At 72.9% G+C, this 23,686-nt stretch carries 19 protein-coding genes; 15 read left to right on the top strand and 4 right to left on the bottom strand.

Translation table 11 applies throughout. The features are described from left to right. Window positions 1–129: 129 nt before the first annotated feature. Window positions 130–1,413, bottom strand: a complete 1,284-nt coding sequence (locus ACFY0K_RS27415; protein ID WP_390642061.1) for a DUF1015 domain-containing protein — start codon at window positions 1,411–1,413, stop codon at window positions 130–132. 95 nt (window positions 1,414–1,508) lie between these two features. On the opposite strand from ACFY0K_RS27415, the gene ACFY0K_RS27410 reads away from it, so the two are divergent. The 4 genes from ACFY0K_RS27410 to ACFY0K_RS27395 all read left to right on the top strand — a co-directional run bounded on the left by ACFY0K_RS27410 (window position 1,509) and on the right by ACFY0K_RS27395 (window position 5,634). Next, window positions 1,509–2,537 (top strand): HAD-IIA family hydrolase, encoded by a 1,029-nt coding sequence (locus ACFY0K_RS27410; protein WP_390642060.1) that lies wholly within the window; start codon window positions 1,509–1,511, stop codon window positions 2,535–2,537. 96 nt (window positions 2,538–2,633) lie between these two features. Next, window positions 2,634–3,677 (top strand): FecCD family ABC transporter permease, encoded by a 1,044-nt coding sequence (locus tag ACFY0K_RS27405; protein WP_390642059.1) that lies wholly within the window; start codon window positions 2,634–2,636, stop codon window positions 3,675–3,677. A 56-nt stretch (window positions 3,678–3,733) separates the two neighbouring features. Further along, the gene (locus ACFY0K_RS27400; RefSeq protein ID WP_390642058.1) at window positions 3,734–4,771 is read left to right on the top strand and encodes a FecCD family ABC transporter permease; all 1,038 of its coding nucleotides are present in this window, start codon (window positions 3,734–3,736) and stop codon (window positions 4,769–4,771) included. Further along, complete coding sequence (locus ACFY0K_RS27395) at window positions 4,768–5,634, top strand: ABC transporter ATP-binding protein (protein ID WP_390642057.1); 867 nt, start codon at window positions 4,768–4,770, stop codon at window positions 5,632–5,634. Before ACFY0K_RS27400 ends, ACFY0K_RS27395 begins: the two co-directional genes overlap by 4 nt. Here ACFY0K_RS27395 and ACFY0K_RS27390 read toward each other — a convergent pair. Then, complete coding sequence (locus ACFY0K_RS27390; RefSeq protein WP_351962422.1) at window positions 5,618–5,965, bottom strand: SCP2 sterol-binding domain-containing protein; 348 nt, start codon at window positions 5,963–5,965, stop codon at window positions 5,618–5,620. The two genes, ACFY0K_RS27395 and ACFY0K_RS27390, sit on opposite strands and share 17 nt — an antisense overlap. A gap of 42 nt (window positions 5,966–6,007) precedes the next feature. Between ACFY0K_RS27390 and ACFY0K_RS27385 the strand changes: the two genes are divergently transcribed. The 5 genes from ACFY0K_RS27385 to ACFY0K_RS27365 all read left to right on the top strand — a co-directional run bounded on the left by ACFY0K_RS27385 (window position 6,008) and on the right by ACFY0K_RS27365 (window position 11,501). After that, the gene (locus tag ACFY0K_RS27385; protein WP_390642056.1) at window positions 6,008–6,349 is read left to right on the top strand and encodes a hypothetical protein; all 342 of its coding nucleotides are present in this window, start codon (window positions 6,008–6,010) and stop codon (window positions 6,347–6,349) included. 7 nt (window positions 6,350–6,356) lie between these two features. Beyond that, a complete protein-coding gene (locus ACFY0K_RS27380) occupies window positions 6,357–7,172 on the top strand; it encodes a TlyA family RNA methyltransferase (protein ID WP_351962420.1) in 816 nt (271 codons plus the stop codon). Next, entirely contained in the window at window positions 7,169–8,074 is a 906-nt protein-coding gene (locus ACFY0K_RS27375; protein WP_351962419.1) for an NAD kinase, read from the top strand. Before ACFY0K_RS27380 ends, ACFY0K_RS27375 begins: the two co-directional genes overlap by 4 nt. A gap of 234 nt (window positions 8,075–8,308) precedes the next feature. Continuing rightward, window positions 8,309–10,027, top strand: coding sequence for a DNA repair protein RecN (recN, locus tag ACFY0K_RS27370; protein WP_390642080.1), 1,719 nt, complete (start codon window positions 8,309–8,311; stop codon window positions 10,025–10,027). Window positions 10,028–10,364: 337 nt separating this feature from the next. Continuing rightward, on the top strand, window positions 10,365–11,501 hold the full coding sequence (locus ACFY0K_RS27365; RefSeq protein ID WP_390642055.1) for a glycosyltransferase family 4 protein: 1,137 nt from the start codon (window positions 10,365–10,367) through the stop codon (window positions 11,499–11,501). Window positions 11,502–11,570: 69 nt separating this feature from the next. Here the strand turns inward: ACFY0K_RS27365 and ACFY0K_RS27360 are convergent, their stop codons facing one another. Together ACFY0K_RS27360 and ACFY0K_RS27355 are read right to left on the bottom strand one after the other, a co-directional pair. Beyond that, window positions 11,571–13,214: a PucR family transcriptional regulator gene (locus ACFY0K_RS27360; RefSeq protein ID WP_390642054.1), complete on the bottom strand. Its 1,644-nt coding sequence runs from the start codon at window positions 13,212–13,214 to the stop codon at window positions 11,571–11,573. A 131-nt stretch (window positions 13,215–13,345) separates the two neighbouring features. After that, a complete protein-coding gene (locus ACFY0K_RS27355) occupies window positions 13,346–15,148 on the bottom strand; it encodes a glycoside hydrolase family 15 protein (protein WP_390642079.1) in 1,803 nt (600 codons plus the stop codon). A gap of 517 nt (window positions 15,149–15,665) precedes the next feature. Between ACFY0K_RS27355 and ACFY0K_RS27350 the strand changes: the two genes are divergently transcribed. The 6 genes from ACFY0K_RS27350 (at window position 15,666) to ACFY0K_RS27325 (ending at window position 23,669) form a co-directional block, all read left to right on the top strand. Then, window positions 15,666–17,336: a CTP synthase gene (locus ACFY0K_RS27350; protein WP_390642053.1), complete on the top strand. Its 1,671-nt coding sequence runs from the start codon at window positions 15,666–15,668 to the stop codon at window positions 17,334–17,336. Window positions 17,337–17,421: 85 nt separating this feature from the next. Beyond that, window positions 17,422–18,048 carry an NUDIX domain-containing protein gene (locus ACFY0K_RS27345; RefSeq protein WP_390642052.1) on the top strand — a complete coding sequence of 209 codons (627 nt, stop codon included), beginning with the start codon at window positions 17,422–17,424 and terminating at the stop codon, window positions 18,046–18,048. A 174-nt stretch (window positions 18,049–18,222) separates the two neighbouring features. Then, window positions 18,223–20,298 (top strand): tetratricopeptide repeat protein, encoded by a 2,076-nt coding sequence (locus tag ACFY0K_RS27340; protein ID WP_390642051.1) that lies wholly within the window; start codon window positions 18,223–18,225, stop codon window positions 20,296–20,298. A 135-nt stretch (window positions 20,299–20,433) separates the two neighbouring features. Continuing rightward, window positions 20,434–21,558 (top strand): alanine dehydrogenase, encoded by a 1,125-nt coding sequence (gene ald / locus ACFY0K_RS27335; RefSeq protein WP_390642050.1) that lies wholly within the window; start codon window positions 20,434–20,436, stop codon window positions 21,556–21,558. 405 nt (window positions 21,559–21,963) lie between these two features. Next, window positions 21,964–23,091 (top strand): ParA family protein, encoded by a 1,128-nt coding sequence (locus ACFY0K_RS27330; protein ID WP_351962411.1) that lies wholly within the window; start codon window positions 21,964–21,966, stop codon window positions 23,089–23,091. Next, complete coding sequence (locus ACFY0K_RS27325; protein WP_390642049.1) at window positions 23,076–23,669, top strand: hypothetical protein; 594 nt, start codon at window positions 23,076–23,078, stop codon at window positions 23,667–23,669. The genes ACFY0K_RS27330 and ACFY0K_RS27325 overlap by 16 nt, the downstream gene beginning before the upstream one ends. Window positions 23,670–23,686 lie beyond the last annotated feature (17 nt).

Genomic DNA, 23,686 nt, shown 5'->3' with positions numbered 1-23,686 from the left:
GGGGGGCCGCGGCCCCGGCGGGCCCGCCGGACGAGGCGTGGGCGGCGGGCGTGATGCACTGAGTGCGTCCGCGGGGTGATGGAGCGAGGGTGCGTGGGCGGACCCCGCCGGGGGCCCCCCCTCTCTCCGTCAGACGTCGAGCGCCCGCAGTACCAGCCCCGAGGCCGGCTTCGGGCCGAAGGACGTCGACTTGCGGGGCATCGTCACGCCCTGGCGGGCCAGGTCGCGGACGACCTCCTCGCGCACCGGGTGCATGAGGACGGCCGTACCGCCGTCGCGTTCGGCCTTGGCGACCGTCGCCACCGTGTCGTGGATGTACGCGATGTGCGCGGGCGAGTCCTCGGGGATGCGCCAGACGTGGTCGAGGAGCGTGGCGTGCAGGACGGTCGCGTCCAGGGTGCGCCAGGCGGCCGGGCGGTCGTCCGGGACCGTACGGGCCAGGAGGTCCGGGTCCGGGCGGTCGATGAGGTGGAATGAGCCGTCGCCGGCCAGCAGGAACGCGTTGCCCTCGCAGGCCGCGTCCGCCAGTGCCTGCTGGGCCGCGGCCAGGGGGACGTCGAGGCGTCGTACCCGGAACAGGCCCTTGACGTGCTCCAGCGCCTCCGCGACCGGCAGGCCGTGCAGCAGGCGGTGGATGGCGCGGACGCGCAGCGGGTAGCGGGCCGTGTCGACGAGGAGTACCAGGCCGTAGTCCCAGGGGCTGGGCGAGGGGTGCTCCGCGCGTAGACGCAGGTAGGTGGCCCAGCGGTGGTGGCCGTCGGCGATCAGGGCCTGGCGGTGGGCCATGTCGGACTGGACGAGGGCCAGCTCGTCGGGGTCGGTGATCGACCAGAGGCGGTGCCGGAAGCCGTCCTCCGTGGTGGTGGCGAGGAGCGGGGGGCGGGTGGCGACGGTTTCGATGATCTCCGCGGTCGTGCCGTTGCCCCGGTAGGTGAGCAGGAGCGGTTCGAGGTTGGCCGAGGTGGCACGCATCAGGGCCGCGCGGTCGGCGACGACCGGGGGCATGACCTCCTCGTGCGGCAGGACCACGCCCTCGGACGGCTCCGAGACCCGCAGGGCGCCGATGACTCCGCGCTGGAGCAGGCCGTTTCCGTCCTGCTGTTCGTAGACGTACAGGCCCGGTTCGGGATCCGCGGCGAGGATGCCCTCGGCCTGCCAGCGGTGGAGTGTGTCGGCCGCCTGTTCGGTACCGGCGCTGGGGGTACCGGCCTGGGGGAGGATGAGGCGGACGATGTTGTGCGGGTCGGCGGACTGGAGGTGGTGTACGCCGTCGGGGCGCACGACGACGTCGTACGGCGGGGAGGTGACGGCGGCCAGGCTGCCGACCCGGTCCGGGTCGTAGCGAAGGCCTCGGAACGGGGTGAGTTCCAGGCCTCGGCGCTCCGTTGCTTCCGAGTGACCTGCAGTGTTCATCCCGGCATCGTACGTGTGTCAGTGGCGTGCGGGATGATCGACGGTGAAAGGCCGACGGGCAGAAGAGTGACGGGGAGTGACGAGGAGCGATGGGGATGAGCCAGGGCGTCAGGACTGGTCCCGAGGGCAGCGGACAGGCCCTGAGCACGGCGTACGACACGGCGCTGCTCGATCTGGACGGGGTGGTGTACGCGGGCGGCAGCGCGATCGCGCACGCCGTGGAGTCGCTGGAGGTCGCCCGTGCGGGCGGCATGCGTCTGGCGTACGTCACCAACAACGCGCTGCGGACTCCGGACGCGGTGGCGGAGCACCTCACCGAACTGGGCATTCCGACGGGGGCCGGCGAGGTCATCACCTCGGCCCAGGCGGTCGCGCGGCTGATCAGTGAGCAGGTGCCGGCCGGGGCGCGGGTGCTGGTCATCGGCGGGGAGGGCCTGCGGGTCGCGCTGCGGGAGCGGGGCCTTGAGCCGGTGGAGTCCGCCGACGACGATCCGGCGGCCGTGGTGCAGGGGTACGGCGGCCTCGACCTGCCCTGGGGACGGTTCGCCGAGGCGTCGTACGCGGTCGCGCGCGGGGTGCCGTGGTTCGCGTCCAACACCGATCTGACGATCCCGAGCGGGCGCGGGATCGCGCCGGGCAACGGCGCGGCGGTGGCGGTGGTCCGGATCGCGACGGGTGCCGAGCCGCAGGTGGCGGGCAAGCCGCTGCCGCCGATGCACCGGGAGACGATCCTGCGGACGGGTGCGGAGCGGCCGTTGGTGGTCGGGGACCGGCTGGACACCGACATCGAGGGCGCGTTCAACGGCGGGGTCGACTCGCTGCTCGTGCTGACCGGCGTCACCGACGGGCGGCAGCTGCTCGCCGCGCCGCCGCAGCACCGGCCGACCTTCGTCGACGCCGACCTGCGTGGGCTGCTCACCGGGCAGCCGGAGGTCACGGCCGTCGGCGACGGCTTCCGGTGCGGAGGCTGGACGGCGACGGCGGGGGACGGCCGGCTGGAGCTGGAGGGCGACGGCGGGGCGCTCGACGGGCTGCGGGCGCTGTGCGCGGCGGCCTGGACGGCGGCCGGGGAGGGCTCCTGCGAGCTGGACGGAGGCAAGTCACTGGCACGGCTGGGCCTCTGAGCCGGCGTAGGCGACGGGCTGCTGTCCGCGTCGGGTACGGGAGCCGTGGGGGACGCGGCCTCGAAGCGCAATGCGAGGGTAGGCTAACCTAACCTTGTGTTGGTCGACAGTCCCCCCGAACAGCGCGCGGAGACCGCTCCCGCGCCCCCGAGCCGTCGGGCGATACGGGCCCTCGGGCTCCTCGTCTCCGTAGTGATCCTGCTGCTCGTCGCCTTGGCGAGCATCGCGATCGGGGCGAAACAGCTGCCGTTGGACCAGGTCTGGCACGGCCTGTTCCACGACACGGGGACATACGGCGACGTCGTCGTCGGCACGCGGCTGTCGCGGACCGTCCTCGGGCTGCTGGCCGGGGCCGCCCTCGGCCTGTCCGGGGCGGTGCTCCAGGCGCTCACCCGCAACCCGCTCGCCGACCCCGGGCTGCTCGGCATCAACGCGGGCGCGTCGGCCGCGGTGGTCACCGCCATCACCTACTTCGGCGTCAGCACCCTCAGCGGCTACGTGTGGTTCGCCTTCCTCGGGGCGGCCGTGGTGGGCGCGCTGGTGTGGTTCCTGGGCGGCAGCCGGGGCGCCACCCCGGTCCGGCTGGCCCTCGCCGGTACGGCGGTCAGCGCCGCGCTCTACGGCTACCTCCAGGCCGTGATGATCACGGACGACGCGGCGCTCAACAAGCTGCGCTTCTGGACGGTGGGTTCGCTGGCCTCGGCCAGCAACTCGACGATCGTGCAGGTACTGCCGTTCCTCGCGGCCGGCACCCTGCTCGCCCTGGGCCTCGCCCGGCCGCTGAACGCGGTGGCGATGGGCGACGACACCGCCCGCGCCCTCGGCGCCGACCTGGGCCGCACCCGGGCCCTCGCCATGCTCGCCGCCACGGTGCTGTGCGGCGCGGCCACCGCCGCGTGCGGCCCGATCGCCTTCGTCGGCCTGATGGTCCCGCACGTCGTGCGCTCCTTCACCGGCCCCGACCTGCGCTGGATCCTGCCGTACGCGACGGTCCTGTCGCCCGTGCTGCTGCTCGGCGCCGACGTCATCGGCCGGGTCGTGGCCCGCCCCTCGGAACTCCAGGTCGGCATCGTCACCGCGATCATCGGCGGGCCGGTCTTCATTCTTCTCGTACGACGGCGGAGGACGGCCCAACTGTGAGGACCGCTGCGAAGACCGCTGTGAAAACCGCTGCGAAGACCGGCGCGAAGACCGCTGTGAAGAGCACACTCACTCTGCGCACCCCCGGCGGGCTCTCCCTGCGGACCGACGTGCGCGCACTGGTCGTGGTCGTCGCGCTGCTGCTGGCCGCGTGCGCCGCGAGTGTCGTGCTGATCGGCACCGGGGACTTCCCGATCTCCTTCGGGGACGTGCTGAGGACGCTGGCCGGGGACGGCACCGCCGGGCAGGACTTCATCGTCAACGAGCTGCGGCTGCCGCGGGTGCTGGTCGGTCTGCTGGTCGGTGCCTCGCTGGGGCTCGGCGGCGCGCTGTTCCAGTCGATCTCCCGCAACCCCCTGGGCAGCCCGGACGTGCTCGGCCTCTCCCAGGGCGCCACCTCCGGGGCGCTCGTCGTCATCGTGCTGCTGTCCGGGACCGCGGCCCAGGTCACCGTCGGCGCGCTGCTCGGCGGTCTGGTGACCGGCCTCGCCATCTACCTCCTGGCCTGGAAGCAGGGCGTCCACGGCTACCGTCTTGTCCTGGTCGGCATCGGCGTCTCCGCGATCGTCACCGCGGTCAACGGCTACCTGCTCACCAAGGCCGACCTGGTCGACGCGACCCGCGCGGTCGTCTGGATGACCGGGTCGCTCGACGGCCGTGACTGGGGCCAGGTCTGGCCGCTGCTCGCGCTGTGCGCGGTCCTCGTCCCGCTCGTCCTCGCCAACGCGCGGGGCCTGAGGATGATGGAGATGGGCGACGACGCGTCGAACGCCCTCGGGGTACGGGTCGAGCGGGTGCGGATGCTGCTGATGGTGGCCGCCGTCCTGCTGACCGCGGCCGCCACCGCCGCCGCCGGCCCGGTCAGCTTCGTGGCCCTCACCGCCCCTCAGCTCGCCCGCCGCCTCACCCGCTCGCCCGGCCCCAACCTGGTGCCCTCCCTCTGCATGGGCGCCACCCTGCTGGTCACCGCCGACTGGGCCTCCCAGCGCGCCTTCGGCGCCGACCAGCTGCCCGTGGGCGTGGTCACCGGCGTCCTCGGCGGGGTCTATCTGCTCTGGCTCCTCGTCACCGAGCGCCGGGCGGGCCGGATATGAGCACGACCCCCCAGCCGAACGCCGCGTCAGACAGTGAGCCGGACCGCAAGAGGAGCACCGTGAACCGCCTGTCCGCCGAGAACGTCACCCTCGCCTATGACCAGCGCGTCATCGCCGAGCAGTTGTCGGTGGAGATCCCCGACAACTCCTTCACGGTGATCGTCGGCCCCAACGCCTGCGGCAAGTCGACGCTGCTGCGCGCCCTGTCCCGGATGCTCAGGCCCCGTCAGGGCCGGGTGCTGCTCGACGGCCAGGTCATCCAGTCGATGCCCGCGAAGAAGGTCGCCCGCACCCTCGGCCTGCTCCCGCAGTCGTCCATCGCCCCCGACGGCATCACCGTCGGCGACCTGGTCGGCCGCGGCCGCTACCCGCACCAGGGCATCCTGCGCCAGTGGTCCCCCGAGGACGAACGGGTCGTCCAGGAGTCGATGGCGCGGACCGGGGTCGGCGAGCTCGCCGACCGGTACGTCGACGAGCTCTCCGGCGGCCAGCGGCAGCGCGTCTGGATCGCCATGGCGCTCGCCCAGCAGACCCCGCTGCTGCTCCTCGACGAGCCGACGACCTATCTGGACATCCAGCACCAGATCGACGTCCTGGACCTGTGCGCCGAACTCCACGAGGAGCAGGGGCGGACGCTGGTCGCCGTGCTGCACGACCTCAACCACGCGGCCCGGTACGCCACCCACCTGATCGCGCTCAAGGGCGGCCGGGTCGTCGCCGAGGGCGCCCCGAACGACATCGTCACCGCCGGACTGGTCGAGGAGGTCTTCGGGCTGCGCTGCCAGGTCATCGACGACCCGGAGACGGGGACCCCGCTGGTGGTGCCGGCGGCCCGCAGGGCGAGGGTCACAACAGCTTCCTGAGCCGGAACAGGTCCAGCAGGTTCGCCTCCAGTTTCACCCGGCCCGAACCCCACGCGCCGGCGAAGTTCAGCTCGCCGTCGACCAGGGCCAGCAGGTCGTCGCCGGCCATGGCGAGTCTGATCTGTGCCCTCTCCCGCGGCGGGCCGGGGTATGTCTCCTCGACCTCGATCCGGCCGCCGGTGAGCCGGCCGGCGAAGGTGACGTCCAGGTCGGTGATGTGGCAGCTGACCGTGCGGTCCATGGCGGCGGCCGCGCGGACGTCGCCCTCGGCGCCGCCCATGCTGTGCGAGAGCTTGTCGAGTGCGGCGCGGCACTCCTCGATCGTGGCCATCGCGATCGACGGTACCCCAGCGCTTCGATGTAGCGTCGGGGCATGACCGACTCTGCGCCCGAAGGCCTGGTGGCGGCCCCGGGGACGGAGGCCGGGGAAGCGGCCGCCGTCGAACCCGAGTACGACCCCGCCGCGCCCGCCCCGCTGAACGTCCCCCGCACCCCCACCGGCAACGCCGAGGTCGACGCACAGCTCGACCGGCTGGCCGACGCCGACCACCTCGCCACGGACGGCCACCTGGAGGTGTACGAGGATGTACACCGGGGGCTGCGCGACGCGCTGATCGCGCTCGACGCCCGCCCCGGAGCCCCGGGGCCCCCGGCGCCCGTGCCGCCGTTCGGCAACCGGGCGCCCGCACCGTCGTACCACCAGAGCAGGAGCTGAACCCACCGTGGCAGGAGTCGCACGTCGCCGTCTGGACGCGGAGCTGGTCCGCCGGAAGCTGGCGCGCTCGCGCGAGCACGCCAGCCAGCTGATCGCCGCCGGGCGGGTGACCGTCGGCAAGACCCTCGCGACCAAGCCGGCCACCCAGGTGGAGACCGCCGCCGCCATCGTCGTCCAGTCCGACGACAGCGATCCCGAGTACGTGTCGCGGGGCGGCCACAAGCTGGCCGGCGCGCTGGCGGTGTTCGTCCCGCAGGGACTGGTGGTCGAGGGACGGCGGGCGCTGGACGCGGGGGCCTCGACCGGAGGCTTCACCGATGTGCTGCTGCGCGCGGGCGCCGCGCACGTCGTCGCCGTCGACGTCGGATACGGCCAACTCGCGTGGTCTCTGCAGAGCGATGAACGCGTCACCGTCAAGGACCGTACGAACGTACGCGAGTTGACGCTTGAAGCGATCGATGGGGAGCCTGTGGATCTTGTCGTGGGTGATCTGTCCTTCATCCCGCTCGGGCTGGTGCTGCCGGCCCTGGCGCGGTGCGTGAGGCCGGACGCCGACCTGGTGATGATGGTCAAGCCGCAGTTCGAGGTGGGCAAGGAGAGGCTGGGCAGCGGGGGTGTCGTACGGAGTCCGCAGCTGCGGGCGGAGGCCGTGCGGGGGGTTGCCGAGAAGGCGTGGGAGCTGGGGCTCGGGGTGAACGGTGTCACCGCCAGTCCGCTGCCCGGGCCGTCCGGCAACGTCGAGTACTTTCTGTGGTTGCGGGCCGGCGCACCCCAGTTGGATCCGGCCGACGTTGACCGTGCAGTGGCGGAGGGGCCGCGTTGACAGAGAACCGAGCTCGTACTGTTTTCCTCCTCGCCCACACCGGGCGGCCCGCGGCGATCCGCAGCGCCGAGCTGGTGGTGAAGGGGCTGCTGGCGGCCGGGGTCGGCGTACGGGTCCTGGACTTCGAGGCCCGCGACCTGCCGCTGCCCGACGAGGTCGAACTCGTCGAGGAGGCCTCGCCGCACAGCCTCGACGGCTGCGAGCTGCTGATCGTGCTCGGCGGTGACGGGACGCTGCTGCGCGGCGCCGAGTTCGCCCGCGCCTCCGGGGTGCCGATGCTCGGCGTCAACCTCGGCAGCGTCGGGTTCCTCGCGGAGGCCGAGCGGGACGACCTCGACAAGGTCGTGGACCGGGTGGTGAGCCGGGCGTACGAGGTCGAGGAGCGGATGACCGTCGACGTCGTCGTGCACCGCAACGGGGACATCGTGCACACCGACTGGGCGCTGAACGAGGCGGCCGTGCAGAAGGCGGGCGCCGAGAAGCTCCTGGAAGTGGTGCTGGAGATCGACGGGCGGCCGGTGACGGGGTTCGGGTGCGACGGGATCGTGCTGTCGACGCCGACCGGGTCCACCGCCTACGCGTTCTCCGCCGGTGGGCCGGTGGTGTGGCCGGAGGTGGAGGCGCTGCTGATGGTGCCGATCTCCGCGCACGCGCTGTTCGCCAAGCCGCTGGTGACCTCGCCGGACTCGGTGCTCGCGGTGGAGGTGCTGCCGCACATCCAGCCGGGGGTGCTGTGGTGCGACGGGCGGCGGACGGTGGAGCTGCCGCCGGGGGCGCGGGTCGAGGTGCGGCGGGGGGCGGTGCCGGTGCGGCTGGCCCGGCTGCATCACGCGTCGTTCACCGACCGGTTGGTGGCGAAGTTCGCGCTGCCCGTCTCCGGGTGGCGGGGGGCGCCGCACTAGGGGTTCGCGGGGGCTGGTTCCGGAGCGTCGGCGGCTGCGGGTGCGTGGGGGCCGGTCGCGCAGTTCCTCCCCCAGCCTTCGGCCGGGGGTACCCCCAGCGCCCCTTGGGTTCTCCGTCCGCCGCGCGTCTGTACGGCACCGTGCCCCCTGGGGCGTACCTCCACCCGCCCGGGTGACAGGGTGCCTCGCGCTTCTCGTGCCCTACCTCGTAAGGTCTTCCCCGTGCTGGAAGAAATGCGGATACGGTCACTCGGGGTCATCGACGACGCCGTCGTCGAGTTGTCGCCCGGGTTCACCGCCGTCACCGGTGAGACCGGTGCGGGCAAGACCATGGTGGTCACCAGCCTGGGGCTGCTGCTGGGTGGACGGGCCGACCCCGCGCTCGTGCGGATCGGGTCCGAGAAGGCGGTCGTCGAGGGGCGGGTCACCGTGCCCGAGGGAGCCTCGGCGGCCGTACGGGCCGAGGAGGCCGGCGCCGAGCTGGACGACGGTGCGCTGCTGATCAGCCGTACCGTTTCCGCCGAGGGGCGCTCGCGGGCGCACCTGGGCGGGCGGAGCGTGCCCGTGGGGCTGCTCGCCGACCTCGCCGACGACCTGGTGGCCGTGCACGGGCAGACCGATCAGCAGGGGCTGCTGAAGCTGTCCCGGCAGCGGCAGGCCCTCGACCGGTACGCGGGCGACGGGGTCGCCGTGCCGCTCGCCAAGTACGGCGAGGCCTACCGGCGGCTGCGGGCCGTGGCGGTCGAGCTGGAGGAGATCGTCACGCGCGCGCGTGAGCGGGCCCAGGAGGCCGACATGCTCCGCTACGGGCTGGACGAGATCGCCGGTGTGGAGCCGCGGGCCGGCGAGGACGTCGAGCTCGCCGAGGAGGCCGAGCGGCTCGGCCACGCCGAGGCGCTGTCGTCCGCCGCGACCGCCGCGCACTCCGCGCTCGCGGGCAACCCCGAGGACCCCGAGGGCATCGACGCGGCCACCCTCGTCGCGGGCGCCCACCGGGCCCTGGAGGCCGTACGGTCGCACGACCCGGCGCTCGCCGCGCTCGCCGACCGGATCGGCGAGGTCGGCATCCTGCTGGGCGACGTGGCGGGCGAGCTGGCCGGCTACGCCGACGACCTGGACGCCGATCCGCTGCGGCTCGCGGCCGTGGAGGAGCGGCGTGCCGCGCTCACCGCCCTCACCCGCAAGTACGGCGAGAGCATCGACGCCGTGCTGGCCTGGGCCGAGCGGGGCGCCGCGCGGCTCACCGAACTCGACGGCGACGACGAGCGGATCGACGAACTGACCGCCGAGCGGGACGCCCTGCGGACGGAGCTGGGCGGTCTCGCCCAGGCCTTGACGGACGCGCGCACCGAGGCCGCCGAACGCTTCGCGGCCGCGGTCACCGCCGAGCTGGGTTCCCTCGCGATGCCGCACGCGCGCGTGTCCTTCGCCATCCGGCAGACCGAGGACCCGGAGGGCGTGGAGGTCGGCGGCCGGGCGGTCGCCTACGGCCCGTCGGGCGCCGACGAGGTCGAGCTGCTCCTCGCCCCGCACCCCGGGGCCCCGCCCCGTCCGATCGCCAAGGGCGCGTCCGGCGGTGAGCTGTCCCGCGTGATGCTCGCCGTGGAGGTCGTCTTCGCGGGCACCGACCCGGTCCCGACGTACCTCTTCGACGAGGTCGACGCCGGAGTCGGCGGCAAGGCGGCGGTGGAGATCGGGCGTCGGCTGGCCAAGCTCGCCAAGTCCGCGCAGGTGGTCGTCGTCACGCACCTTCCCCAGGTCGCCGCCTTCGCCGACCGCCAGTTGCTGGTCGAGAAGACCAACGACGGGTCGGTCACCCGGTCCGGCGTGAAGGTCCTGGAGGGCGAGGAACGGGTACGCGAGCTGTCCCGCATGCTGGCGGGCCAGGAGGACTCGGAGACGGCACGGGCGCACGCCGAGGAACTGCTGGCGGCGGCACGGGCGGACCGCTGACGCATCACTGACCGGGGGCAGGCGGAGGGGCGTCCCCCGCCCCTCCGGCGTTCGCCCGCCCCTCCGGCGTTCGCCCGCCGCTCCCTCAGCAGGCCGAAACCGTCGGCCGCTTCCTCCGCGGCGGCGTTTTCGTCACCCTCCCGGGTGACACGGTTCGGCGCATTGCCCCGGCCCGCCTCGGTATGTGCCTTCTCGGAATACCCGGAACACCCTTGTGTGCTGGCATCCTTGAGGGGAACGCGGTGTCCGGGGGAGGCGCGCGGCGATGCCCTCGGCCCCGATACCTTCTGTACGTTCCCTCGTGACCGCCCCACGCCGAACCAGGAGCCCCGGCCGCGTGAGCCCCGTGAGCAGCAACGCACCGCACGGTCAGTCGCCGCTGCGCACCGTGCAGGTGCTGGGCGGCGGCAACGCCGGCAGCAGTGTGCACGTGCGTTCGCTGGCGGCCGGCCTCGTCGCGCGGGGCGTGCGGGTCACGGTGTGCGCCCCCGCCGAGGCCGATCGCGCCTACGGCTTCTCGGGCGTCGGCGCCGATCACGTGCACGTGCCGCGCAGCAGTGACCCGGGGTCCGTGGCGGCGCTCCGCGCGGCCTGCACGGACGCCGACCTGGTGCACGCCCACGGCCTGCACGCCTCCTTCCGCGCGGCGCTGGCACTGAGCGGCCGCAGCACCCCGCTCGTCGTCACCTGGCACAACCGCGCCCACGCCGAGGGCGCCCGGGGACACCTGCTGCGGATGCTGGAGCGGCGGGTGGTGCGGGCGGCCGCAGTGGTGCTCGGGACCACCTCCGACCTGGTGGACCGGGCCCGCCGTACCGGCGCCCGGGACGCCCGGCTCGCCGCGGTGGCGCTGCCCGGCACGCGGCAGCCCGTGGACCAGGACGAGGCGGAGCTGCTGCGGCCCAAGGTCCGTGCCGAACTCGGCGCCATGGGGCGGCCGTTGCTCATCGCCGTCGGCTCCCTCGACCGGCACCGCGGCTACGACCACCTGCTGGACGCGGCGCGTGCCTGGTGCCGGCTCGACCCCGTCCCGCTCCTCGTCGTCGCCGGCGAGGGGCCGCTGCGCCCCGCGTTGCAACGGCGGATCGAGGACGAGGAGCTGCCCGTGCGGCTGCTCGGGCGCCGCGACGACGTCTCCGAACTGCTCGCCGCCGCCGATCTGGCGCTGCTGCCCAGCAGTTGGGAGTCCCGTTCCGTCCTCGCCCAGGAGGCCCTGCACGCGCGCGTGCCGCTCGTCGCGACCGCCGTCGGCGGTGTCCCCGACCTGGTCGGGGACGCGGCCGAACTGGTCGCGTACGGCGACGCACGGGCCCTCGCCGCCGCCGTCGTGCGCCTCCTCGACGACCCCGAGCGCTGTGCGGAGCTGCGCGAGCGGGGTGCCCGGCAGGCGGCCAGCTGGCCCACGGAGGACGAGACCGTGGCCCAAGTGCTCAGCGTCTACGACGAGTTGACGCAGCCCCGACCGCTGCCGTGAGGCGTTGAGGCCGTGAGGCGTTCAGGCCGTGAGGCGTTCAGGCCATGCGGCCGTAGGGAACGTGCGGCCCTAGGGAACGTGCCGGCGGGCCCGCAGTGCCAGGCTCAACGCCATGACCACCTGCGGGTCGTCGAGGTCCGTGCCCAGCAACTCCCCGATGCGGGCCAGGCGGTTGTAGAGGGTCTGCCGGTTGAGGTGGAGTTCACGGGCCGTCTCAGCCTTGCGGCCCGCGTGCGCCAGGTAGGTCTCCAGGGTGGGCAGCAGCGGCGGCCTGGAGCGGTGGTCGTGGTCGCGCAGCGGGCCGATCGCGCGGTCGACGAACGCCGCCAGGTCGGGATGGTCGCGCAGCCGCCACAGCAGGAGGTCGATGTCGAGGCGGCGGGCGTCGAACCAGGGCCGGTCGGCGAGGCCCTCGGCGGCCGTCGCGGTCTCGGCCGCGTGCCGCAGGCCCGCCGACGCCGCCGCCCAGCCGCCGGCCGCGCCGACCACCACGACCGGGGGAGCGGCGCCGGGGCGCTGCATCCCGGCGCGCTCCACTCCCGCCCGGAGCGCCGCCGCGACCCGGTCCGCGACCGTCGCCCGCTCCGCCTCCGAGCGCAGGCCCAGGAGCAGCGGGACGCGGCCCTCGACCGGCCGTACGCCGAGCAGGACGGGCACCCCCACGGCGGCCAGTTCCTCGCCCACCGCGCGGGCCAGCACCGCCCAGCCGCCGCCGGGGGACAGGGAGTCGCCGACCCGCATGACCACCGGCAGCAGCGGGCTGCCGCCGGGCTTGAAGCCGAGGACCCGGGCCTGCGCCGGAGCGTCCTCGGCGGTGATGCGGCCCTCGGCGAGGTCGGTCAGGAAGTCGCCGCGCCCGCGCGCCGCCAGCTCCTCCTCCTGGCGGGCCTGCATCAGGACGACGGCCAGGATGCCGGCGGCGCGTTCGGCGGCGATGCGGTGCACGGGCGCGAGCGGCCCGCGGACGGGGGACAGCACCAGCCGGGCCCGGACCGAGCCCGTGCCCGGCCCCCCGCCCGGCACGTCCACCAGGACCACCCCGGTCGGCGGCGGCGCGTCCTTGTGCTGGCCCCGCAGCCCCTCCCACACCTGGAGCGGATCGGCCCCCTCGGGCCCGGAACCGGCGGCGTACAGGAGCCTGCCGTCGGCGGTCTCCAGGAAGACCGGGTTGCCGCCGAAGTCGGCCAGGATGGCCAGCACCTGGGGGATCCCGCCGCCGTCCAGCAGGGCCTCGGTACAGCGGCGGTGCACCTCCTCGGCGCGCTGGAGGAGCGTGTAGTGGTGGTTGACGATCTCGGTGTGGATCTCCTCCGTGACCGTCACGAACGGCACCTCGCGGTGCAGCACGACCAGCGGCAGCCCGGTCGTCCTCGCGGTGTCGACGAGGGTGGCCGGCAGCCTGGAGAACCGCGCGCCCAGCTCCACCACCAGGGCGGCGATGCCCCGCTCGGCGAGCGTGCGCACGAACGCCCGCTGCTCGGCGGGGCGGGTGCCCAGGCCGTAGCCGGTGGTCAGCAGCAGTTCGCCGCCCTTCAGCAGCGAGGCGATGTTCGGCACCTCGCCCGCGTGCACCCAGCGCACGGTGCGGTTCAGCCGGTCGGCACCCGCCAGGATCTCCGGCAGCCCGCTGCGCAGCGTGGGCAGCTCCAGTGCCCGCTGCACGGTGATCCCGGCGCCCTGGTTGTCGGGCCCGCTGCCCCTACCGCTGTCCATGGAGCGGACGCTACCTGGGAGAACGCCTCCACGGCACCTTCCGCCGGAATGGGCACCGGCTGCCGGAACGGGCGCCTTGCGCCGCAACGGGGACCGCCCCGGCCGGCGGCGTTCGCCCGCTCCGCCGGCGGCTATCCCCCGTACGCCCCCGAAGCCGTGAGGCGCAGCGCCGTGTCGATCAACGGCACGTGACTGAACGCCTGCGGGAAGTTACCCACCTGCCGCTTCAGCCGCGGATCCCACTCCTCCGCGAGCAGCCCGAGGTCGTTGCGCAGCGCGAGCAGCTTCTCGAACAGCTTGCGGGCCTCGTCGACCCGGCCGATCATCGCGAGGTCGTCGGCCATCCAGAACGAGCACGCCAGGAAGGCACCCTCGTCGCCGGGCAGGCCGTCCACGCCCTCCTCGCCGCCCGCGGTCGGGTAGCGCAGGATGAAGCCGTCCGAGGTGGACAGCTCCCGCTGGATCGCCTCGATGGTGCCGATGACCCGCTTGTCGTCCGGCGGCAGGAAACCCATCTGGGGGATCAGCAGCAGCGACGCGTCCAGCTCCTGGGAGCCGTACGACTGCGTGAAGGTGTTGCGCTCCTTGTCGTAGCCCCGCTCGCAGACGTCCCGGTGGATGTCGTCGCGCAGCTCCTTCCAGCGCTCCAGCGGGCCGTCCGCGTCCCCGGACTCGATGAGCTTGATGGTGCGGTCGACGGCCACCCAGGCCATCACCTTGGAGTGCACGAAGTGCCGGCGCGGCCCGCGCACCTCCCAGATGCCCTCGTCCGGCTCGTCCCAGTGGTCCTCCAGGTAGCGGATGAGCTTGAGCTGGAGGAGCGAGGCGTAGTCGTTGCGGGCGAGGCCGGTCATGTGGGCCAGGTGCAGGGCCTCGGTGACCTCGCCGTAGACGTCCAGCTGGAGCTGGTGCGCGGCGCCGTTGCCCACCCGGACCGGTGCCGAGGTCTCGTAGCCGGGCAGCCAGTCCAGCTCGGCCTCGCCCAGCTCGCGCTCGCCCGCGATGCCGTACATGATCTGCAGGTTCTCGGGGTCGCCGGCGACCGCGCGCAGCAGCCACTCGCGCCAGGCGCGGGCCTCCTCGCGGTAGCCGGTGCGCAGGAGGGAGGACAGGGTGATGGCCGCGTCGCGGAGCCAGGTGTAGCGGTAGTCCCAGTTGCGGACGCCGCCGATGTCCTCCGGGAGGGAGGTGGTGGGGGCCGCGACGATGCCGCCCGTGGGGGCGTAGGTCAGGGCCTTCAGCGTGATCAGCGAGCGGACCACCGCCTCGCGGTACGGGCCGTGGTACGTGCAGTGCTCGACCCACTCCCGCCAGAAGTCCTCGGTCGCCTGCAGCGACTGCTCCGGCTCCGGCAGTGCGGGCGGCTGCTTGTGCGAGGGCTCCCAGGAGATCGTGAACGCGATCCGGTCACCGGGGGCCACCGTGAAGTCCGCGTACGTGGTCAGCGCCTTGCCGTAGGTCTCCGCCGAGGTGTCGAACCACACAGAGTCGGGGCCCGCGACGGCGACCGTACGGCCGTCGTGCTTGTGCACCCAGGGGACGACCCGGCCGTAGGAGAACCGCATGCGCAGCACCGAGCGCATCGGCACCCGGCCGGTGACGCCCTCGACGATGCGGATCAGCTGGGGCGCGCCGTCACGCGGGGGCATGAAGTCGGTGACCCGGACCGTGCCGCGCGGGGTGTCCCACTCGGACTCCAGGATCAGCGAGTCGCCGCGGTAGGTGCGGCGCGCCGCGGTCGGCGGCTGGGAGTCGGCCGCGTGCGCCGGGCCGAGCCGCCAGAAGCCGTGTTCCTCGGTGCCGAGCAGGCCGGCGAAGATGGCATGCGAGTCGAAGCGGGGCAGGCACAGCCAGTCGACTGTGCCGTCCCGGCAGACCAGGGCAGCGGTCTGCATGTCTCCGATGAGTGCGTAGTCTTCGATGCGCCCGGCCACGTGCAACTCCAGTCGAACGGCCACGTCACCCCCCAGGCAAAAGGGGGGCTGTCGCTAGTGCGGTCAAGGGGGGTTGTTGTTGTGCGTCGTTGAGCGGTGAAGCAAAGCAGCCCGCCGTGCCCTGAGGCAAAACGACAGTCATAGCTCAACGAACTGCCAAGCTCTCGTTGTTCCGGTAGTGCGGGCGGGGGTGTGCCGTGATTTCCGGCCGGGCTCGGCAGCGAGTGTCCGAGCAGGATACGACGCACGTAGATGATCTGCGTGCCGCTCCGGGCAACCCGTGTGGGCCGAACGGGTGAGTGCTGGGTGAAAAGCCGGTAAGGGAGGCTCCGTGTCCGTGCCGACGTGTGTACGGAGCGTGGCCGGAAGCCATCTCTCCGCGGCGCTGATACCCTGGTAGCCCGTGGACCGGTGGGCGTGAATCCCCCGAACCGCAGCGACGGCATCACCCCCGGAAACGCCCGGACGGCAGCCGTACCGCACGACAGACCGCGACCACGGGAGCCCCCTCTTGGCCATGCCGCCGAAATCTACGACGACCAAGCACATCTTCGTCACCGGGGGTGTCGCCTCCTCGCTCGGCAAGGGCCTGACGGCCTCCAGCCTGGGCATGCTGCTCAAGGCCCGGGGCCTGCGCGTCGTGATGCAGAAGCTCGACCCGTACCTGAACGTCGACCCGGGCACGATGAACCCCTTCCAGCACGGTGAGGTGTTCGTCACCAACGACGGTGCCGAGACCGACCTGGACATCGGCCACTACGAGCGTTTCCTTGACCGCGACCTGGACGGCTCCGCCAACGTCACCACGGGGCAGGTCTACTCCACGGTGATCGCCAAGGAGCGGCGCGGCGAGTACCTGGGCGACACCGTCCAGGTCATCCCGCACATCACCAACGAGATCAAGCACCGCATCCGCCGCATGGCCACCGACGAGGTCGACGTGGTCATCACCGAGGTCGGCGGCACGGTCGGCGACATCGAGTCGCTGCCGTTCCTGGAGACCGTCCGCCAGGTCCGGCACGAGGTCGGCCGGGACAACGTCTTCGTGGTGCACATCTCGCTCCTGCCGTACATCGGCCCGTCCGGCGAGCTGAAGACCAAGCCCACCCAGCACTCCGTGGCCGCCCTGCGGAACATCGGCATCCAGCCCGACGCGATCGTGCTGCGCTGCGACCGCGAGGTGCCCACCGCCATCAAGCGCAAGATCTCGCTGATGTGCGACGTCGACGAGGCCGCGGTCGTCGCCTGCCCGGACGCCCGCTCGATCTACGACATCCCGAAGACCGTGCACGGCGAGGGCCTGGACGCCTACGTGGTCCGCAAGCTGGACCTGCCGTTCCGGGACGTGGACTGGCGGACCTGGGACGACCTGCTCGACCGCGTCCACAACCCCGACCACGAGATCACCCTCGCGCTGGTCGGCAAGTACATCGACCTGCCCGACGCCTACCTCTCGGTCACCGAGGCGCTGCGCGCCGGCGGCTTCGCCAACAAGGCCCGCGTGAAGATCAAGTGGGTGACCTCGGACGACTGCCGGACCCCGGCCGGCGCGGCGGCCCAGCTCGCCGACGTCGACGGCATCTGCATCCCCGGCGGCTTCGGCGACCGCGGGGTGCTCGGCAAGGTCGGCGCCATCCGCTACGCCCGCGAGAACCGGATCCCGCTGCTCGGCCTCTGCCTGGGCCTGCAGTGCATCGTGATCGAGGCCGCCCGCAACCTGGCCGGCATCCCGGACGCCAACTCCACCGAGTTCGACTCCGCAACCGGCCACCCGGTCATCTCCACCATGGCCGAGCAGCTCGACATCGTGGCCGGCGAGGGCGACATGGGCGGCACCATGCGCCTCGGCATGTACCCGGCCAAGCTGGCCGAGGGCTCCATCGTGCGCGAGGTCTACGACGGCAAGGAGTACGTCGAGGAGCGCCACCGGCACCGCTACGAGGTGAACAACGCCTACCGCGCGGAGCTGGAGAAGAAGGCCGGCCTGCAGTTCTCCGGCACCTCCCCGGACGGCAAGCTCGTCGAGTACGTCGAGTACCCGCGCGACGTCCACCCCTACCTGGTCGCCACCCAGGCCCACCCGGAGCTGCGCTCGCGCCCGACCCGTCCGCACCCGCTCTTCGCGGGCCTGGTGAAGGCCGCGGTCGTCCGTCAGCAGGGCGCCGTCGAGCAGGAGAATTCGAAGTAACACACCGGTTGTACGGTGGCCGGGGTGCATACCTTCAAAGGTGCGCACCCCGGTTTTCTTTTCTGCACGTGGAAGGCGGCACGGCATGACGATCAAGGACACCCCCGAGGAGTGGGAGATCCGGGCGACGGAGACCCCCTTCGTGGGCAACAAGACCTCGGTCCGCACGGACGAGGTGGTCATGCCCGACGGCTCGGTGGTCCGCCGCGACTACCAGGTCCACCCCGGCTCGGTCGCCGTCCTGGCCCTCGACGAGGAGGACCGGGTCCTGCTCATCCGGCAGTACCGGCACCCGGTACGGCAGAAGCTCTGGGAGATCCCGGCCGGCCTGCTCGACGTCCCCGGCGAGAACCCGCTGCACGCCGCCCAGCGCGAGCTGTACGAGGAGGCACACGTCAAGGCGGGGGACTGGCGGGTGCTGACCGACCTGTACACCACCCCCGGCGGCTGCGACGAGGCGGTGCGGATCTTCCTCGCCCGGGACCTGGCCGAGGCCGAGGGGGAGCGCTTCGTGACCGAGCACGAGGAGATCGACCTGGAGTACGCGCGCGTGCCGGTCGACGAGCTGGTCCGCCTGGTCCTCGCCGGCGACCTGCACAACACCTGCCTGGTGACGGGCGTCCTCTCGCTTGTCGCCGCCCGCGCCGGCGACGGCCTCGACACGCTGCGCCCGGCGGACGCGCCCTGGCCGGCCCGCCCCTTCGAGTCCTGAGCCACCCTCCCGGACGCACCGGTGTGACCATCGCCTGATCCGATCGGGCGATGCGCCCGCCACGCTCTGCGGGGAACGTCCGCGCACGTGAACTAGGCTCGACGCGATTGAGCCGAAACGCCCGAACCGGAGCCCCGGCGGGCCTGCGTGTGCGGTGGGACGGGAGTGTGGCCCGTGACGGATCAGGCGGTGGACACAGGCGGCGGTCGGCGATCGTCGCCCGCGGCCACGGACGACCGGTTCCTGGGCCGTACAAGGGAGTTGAAGGAACTGCGCGCCGACATCGAGCGCGCGGGCCTGGACACGATCGCCGGCCGCAAGGCCCCCCGCGCCCGGGTCCTGCTGATCGCCGGCCGCCCCGGCTCCGGCCGCACCGCCCTCGCCGCGGAACTCGTCCGGCAGGTCGCCGCCGGCTACCCCGACGGGGTGCTGCGCGCCCGCCTCACCGAGCCCGACGGCACCCCGGTCCCCGTCGAGCGCACCGCCCGCGAGCTCCTCACCGCCCTGCGGCTGCCCACCCCGCCCGGCGCCGCCGCCGACGACCTGACCCACGCCCTGCGCACCGCCCTCGCGGGGCGCAGGGTGCTGCTGCTCCTCGACGACGCGCCCGGCGCCGAAGAGGTCGACGTCCTGCTCCCCGACAGCCCGGAGTGCCTGGCCGTCGCCGTCTCCGGCGGCCCGCTCACCGGGATCTCGGACGTCCGCCCCTGCACCCTGGGCGGCCTCGACACCAAGTCGGCCGTGGAACTGCTCAGCCGGTACACCGGCGCGGTCCGCATCACCGTCGACCCCCGGTCCGCCGAGTCGCTGGTCGAGGTCTGCCAGGCGCAGCCCGCCGCGCTCGTCCTGGCCGGCGGCTGGCTCGCCGCCCGTCCCCAGGCGGCCGTCTCCGACCTCGCCAAACGGCTGCACGCGGAGCCGGACGACGGCCCCGCACTGGCCCGGGTCTTCCGGTTCGTGCACGACCAGCTGCCGGACCGGTCCGCGCGGATACTGCGCCTGCTGTGCCTGGCCCCGGCCGGCCTGGTCGACCCGCACACCGCCTCCGCCCTGGCCGGCTGCACGGTCGACACCGCCCGCACCACCCTGGACGAGCTGGTCCGGCAGGGCCTGCTGCACCCCGCGGGCTCCCTGTTGCCCCAGTACGAGGTCCCCGGCTGCCTGCACCCGCTCCTCCTGGTGCTGGCCGAGAGCCAGGAGCGGTCCGCCGAGCTCCAGCTGGCCCGCGCCCGGATGCTGGAGCGCACGGTACGGCTGCTGCAGTCCTGCCGCGCGATCACCGAGACCGACAACCCGCAGGCCCGCGAGAAGCTCCAGGCACTGCCCCGCGAGCTGCGCTTCCCCACCCCCCGGGCCGCCGCCGACTGGCTGCGCGGCCGGCGCCCGGCCCTGCTGGCCGCCGCCCGCGCGGCGGTCGCCGACGGCGAGCTCGACACGCTGGCCCGCCGCCTGATGGCGCAGCTGGTCAAGGCCATGGTGGCGCACCTCGGCACCCAGGCCGCGGCCCCCGACCTGTACGGCATCCACGGGCTCGTCCTGGACGTCGCCCGGCGCCGGGACCTGCCCCGCGAGCAGGCCGCCGCGCTGCTGAACCTCGGCGACCTGGACGCGCAGACCGGGCGGACGGCGGACGCGCTGGTGCGATATCGGTCTGCTTTGGACGCCGGACGCAGAGCAAATGACCCGTACGCGACCGGTCGCGCAATGGAATCCGTAGGTGGCACCTATCTGGAACGGGGGGACTACGACCGGGCCGCCGACTGGTTCGGCCGCGCCCTCGCCGAACGCCTCGCCCGCGGCGAGCGCGCCGAGGCGGCCCGGCTCTACGGCCGTATCGCCGGCGCGCACACCTACGCGGGCCGCTACGGCGAGGCGCTCCGGGCGTGGCGGGCGGCGGTTTCCGGCCACCGCAAGAACGGTGACGTGCCCGCGCAGGCACGGGCGTTGAGCGAGCTGGCCCGGGTCCAGGAGTACGCGGGACGGCCCGAGGAGTCGCTGCGCACCTGCCAGGAAGCGGTGGAGTGGGCGCGCCGTGCCGAGGACATCCGGCTCCAGTCCGCGCTCCAGCTGCGGCTCGCCGACACGCTGGAACGCCTCGGCGACTCCACCGCCGCGAGCCTGCACCGCTCGGCCGCCGAGCGCATGCTGGGGGAGGAGCCGCCGGACCTGTTCGGGGCCTCGGACCCCGACTCCGACCCGGAACATGGCGCTAACGCCTGCGAAATCCGTAGTGCTTCCGGCGAAGATTGATGCAATGAAAGGCTAGACAGCCGGAACGCCTTCATTAAACTGGCTCTGCCGCCGGTTCTTCCGCGGTGTCTCCTGGTATGCCGCCGCATGCCTGGTATGTGCATCTATGCCCCCACATCCTCTGAGCCAAGGACCGTGATCGACGTGAAGGTCGGCATCCCCCGCGAGGTCAAGAACAACGAGTTCCGGGTGGCCATCACCCCGGCCGGCGTGCACGAGCTGGTGCGCCACGGCCACCAGGTCGTCATCGAGCGCGGTGCGGGCCTCGGCTCGTCGATCCCGGACGACGAGTACACCGCCGCCGGCGCCACGATCCTGGACACCGCGGACGAGGTGTGGGCCACCGCCGACCTGCTGCTGAAGGTCAAGGAGCCGGTCGCGGAGGAGTACCACCGCCTCCGCAAGGACCAGACCCTCTTCACCTACCTGCACCTGGCCGCCTCCAAGGAGTGCACGGACGCCCTCCTGGAGTCCGGTACCACGGCGATCGCCTACGAGACCGTCGAGCTGCCCAGCCGTGCGCTCCCGCTGCTCGCGCCCATGTCCGAGGTCGCGGGCCGGCTCGCCCCGCAGGTCGGCGCCTACCACCTGATGCGCGCCGCGGGCGGCCGTGGCGTCCTGCCCGGCGGTGTCCCGGGCGTGCTGCCCGCGAAGGCCGTCGTCATCGGCGGCGGCGTCTCCGGCTGGAACGCCGTGCAGATCGCCATCGGCATGGGCTTCGACGTGACCCTGCTCGACCGCGACATCAACAAGCTGCGCGAGGCCGACCGGATCTTCGGCGCCAAGGTCAAGGCCGTCATGTCCAACGCCTTCGAGCTGGAGAAGGCCTGCCTGGAGGCCGACCTCGTGGTCGGCGCGGTGCTCATCCCGGGCGCCAAGGCCCCGAAGCTCGTCACCAACGAGCTGGTCTCCCGCATGAAGCCGGGAAGTGTCCTTGTCGACATCGCGATCGACCAGGGCGGCTGCTTCGAGGACTCCCGCCCCACCACGCACGCCGAGCCGACCTTCAAGGTCCACGAGTCGGTCTTCTACTGCGTCGCCAACATGCCCGGTGCGGTGCCCAACACCTCCACCTACGCGCTCACCAACGCCACGCTCCCGTACATCGTCTCGCTCGCGGACAACGGCTGGGTCGAGGCGCTGCGCCGCGACGCCGCGCTCGCCAAGGGCCTCAACACGCATGACGGCAAGGTCGTCTACAAGGAGGTCGCGGAGGCGCACGGCCTGGAGCACGTCGACCTCGACACGCTCATCGGCTGAACCGACCCCGACCGGCAAGTCACCTTTTCGTAAAGGCGATACGTCAACAAGGCGCGTCAATCGCGCACACCCGGCCGGACCTTGCCCGACAAGGTCCGGCCAGATGTGTGTATGGTCACTTTGCGACTTGCGGTCAACTCGCCTCGAACGTAACCCTTCGACCGATTCGCACACCGGTGAAACCTGCTGTGCGACGGCCGTACGCCCTTGACAGCGGGATGTTTCATTGCCGACACATCCTGCCGGGTCCGGCGGATTGTGTTGCTGCGAACGCCCGACACGCCATAGAGTCGCCAACCGTCGGCATAGTGCCACGCTGACCTGTCTAGAAGTTTCCTGGTCACCAAGGAGGTAAGACGACTTGTGAATGAGTCGACATTTTCTCCCGGGGGTGGTCAACCAGGAATGCCGGTACGGGACCAGGGTCCCGCGGGGTTCGAGGCTGTCGGCTCCGTCGCGGTGCGTACCTTCGCAGCAGCCCGGACTCCGCTGACCACGCGGACAGCACACCAGAGCATGGATGGCCATCACGTGAACGCCATGGCCGGCGACGGAAGTGGCGCGCCCCACAACCAATTCGCCGACTACGACGAACTGCCCGACGGGCACTTCTACGACCCCGACGCCGAGTACGAGCCCGATCCGGAGTACGCGGCCACGCTCGCGCCCGACGCGGCCCGCCAGCGCCGCGAGCGCGTCGGCCCGACCGGGCGCCCGCTCCCGTACTTCCCGATCCCGGGCCCGGTGACCAGTCACGGCCCCGCGACGATCATCGCGATGTGCAACCAGAAGGGCGGCGTCGGCAAGACCACGTCGACCATCAACCTGGGTGCCGCGCTCGCGGAGTACGGCCGCCGGGTGCTGCTCGTGGACTTCGACCCGCAGGGCGCGCTGTCGGTGGGTCTCGGCGTCAACCCGATGGAGCTCGACCTCACCGTCTACAACCTGCTCATGGAGCGGGGCATGGCGGCCGACGAGGTCCTCCTGAAGACCGCGGTCCCCAACATGGACCTGCTGCCCTCGAACATCGACCTGTCGGCCGCCGAGGTCCAGCTGGTCTCCGAGGTGGCCCGCGAGTCGACGCTGCAGCGCGCCCTGAAGCCGCTGCTGCCCGACTACGACTACATCGTGATCGACTGTCAGCCCTCGCTCGGCCTGCTCACGGTCAACGCGCTGACGGCCGCTCACAAGGTGATCGTGCCGCTCGAGTGCGAGTTCTTCGCCCTGCGCGGTGTCGCCCTGCTGACCGAGACCATCGAGAAGGTCCAGGAGCGGCTCAACCCGGAGCTGGAGCTCGACGGCATCCTCGCCACGATGTACGACTCGCGCACGGTCCACAGCCGTGAGGTGCTGGCCCGTGTGGTCGAGGCGTTCGACGACCACGTCTACCACACGGTCATCGGCCGCACGGTCCGCTTCCCGGAGACCACGGTCGCCGGCGAGCCGATCACCACGTACGCCTCCAACTCCGTCGGTGCCGCCGCCTATCGCCAGCTCGCCAGGGAGGTGCTCGCCCGGTGTCACGCCGAGTGAGTCTGCCCGGGGCCGACGAACTGTTCCGTACGACCGGGGGGATGGCGTTGCAGCCGTCCACGCCCAGGCGCCCGGTCAACGGCGAGGCCCGGGTGCCGGCTCCCGCGGGGGAGAGCGACGAGACGGCGGCCGCGGCCGCCGAGGACGCGCCCCAGTCGGTGCCCGTGCAGGGCGGCGACGGGGAGGGTGCGGAACACGTGGCGGTGGAGGCCGAGCCGGCCGACGCCGGGGAGTCCCGCAACCACGCGGCGGCGGCCACGGTGGCGGCCGCCGGTCCGCGCCGGCAGGGGCCGCAGGAAGGTTCTGGCGCCGACGCCCAGGCCCAGCCGCGCAAGCGCGGTGGCAGGGCGCCCGCCCGGCGGCCCAGCGGGCGGGAGCGGCACGACGAGAAGATCACCGTGTACGTCTCCGCGGAGGAGCTGATGGACCTGGAGCACGCCCGGCTCGTGCTCCGGGGCGAGCACGGGCTGGCCGTGGACCGGGGCCGGATCGTCCGCGAGGCGGTCGCCGTGGTCCTGGCGGACCTGGAGTCCCGCGGGGACGCGAGCATCCTCGTGCGACGGCTTCGCGGGCGGTAGGGGTAGCCTGCGGGGGC

This window comes from Streptomyces sp. NPDC001507 (genome assembly GCF_042894765.1).
In the GTDB taxonomy this organism is placed as follows: Bacteria; Actinomycetota; Actinomycetes; order Streptomycetales; family Streptomycetaceae; genus Streptomyces.
Note: the sequence above shows the minus strand (reverse complement) of the source record. Positions and strands in the feature narration are given on the sequence as shown.

Coding starts and splice junctions, on each gene's coding strand:
- ACFY0K_RS27415 (WP_390642061.1), bottom strand. CDS start 1,413: ATGAACACTGCAGGTCACTCGGAAGCAACGGAGCGCCGAGGCCTGGAA.
- ACFY0K_RS27410 (WP_390642060.1), top strand. CDS start 1,509: ATGAGCCAGGGCGTCAGGACTGGTCCCGAGGGCAGCGGACAGGCCCTG.
- ACFY0K_RS27395 (WP_390642057.1), top strand. CDS start 4,768: ATGAGCACGACCCCCCAGCCGAACGCCGCGTCAGACAGTGAGCCGGAC.
- ACFY0K_RS27390 (WP_351962422.1), bottom strand. CDS start 5,965: ATGGCCACGATCGAGGAGTGCCGCGCCGCACTCGACAAGCTCTCGCAC.
- ACFY0K_RS27385 (WP_390642056.1), top strand. CDS start 6,008: ATGACCGACTCTGCGCCCGAAGGCCTGGTGGCGGCCCCGGGGACGGAG.
- recN (WP_390642080.1), top strand. CDS start 8,309: ATGCGGATACGGTCACTCGGGGTCATCGACGACGCCGTCGTCGAGTTG.
- ACFY0K_RS27360 (WP_390642054.1), bottom strand. CDS start 13,214: ATGGACAGCGGTAGGGGCAGCGGGCCCGACAACCAGGGCGCCGGGATC.
- ACFY0K_RS27350 (WP_390642053.1), top strand. CDS start 15,666: ATGCCGCCGAAATCTACGACGACCAAGCACATCTTCGTCACCGGGGGT.
- ACFY0K_RS27345 (WP_390642052.1), top strand. CDS start 17,422: ATGACGATCAAGGACACCCCCGAGGAGTGGGAGATCCGGGCGACGGAG.
- ACFY0K_RS27330 (WP_351962411.1), top strand. CDS start 21,964: ATGCCGGTACGGGACCAGGGTCCCGCGGGGTTCGAGGCTGTCGGCTCC.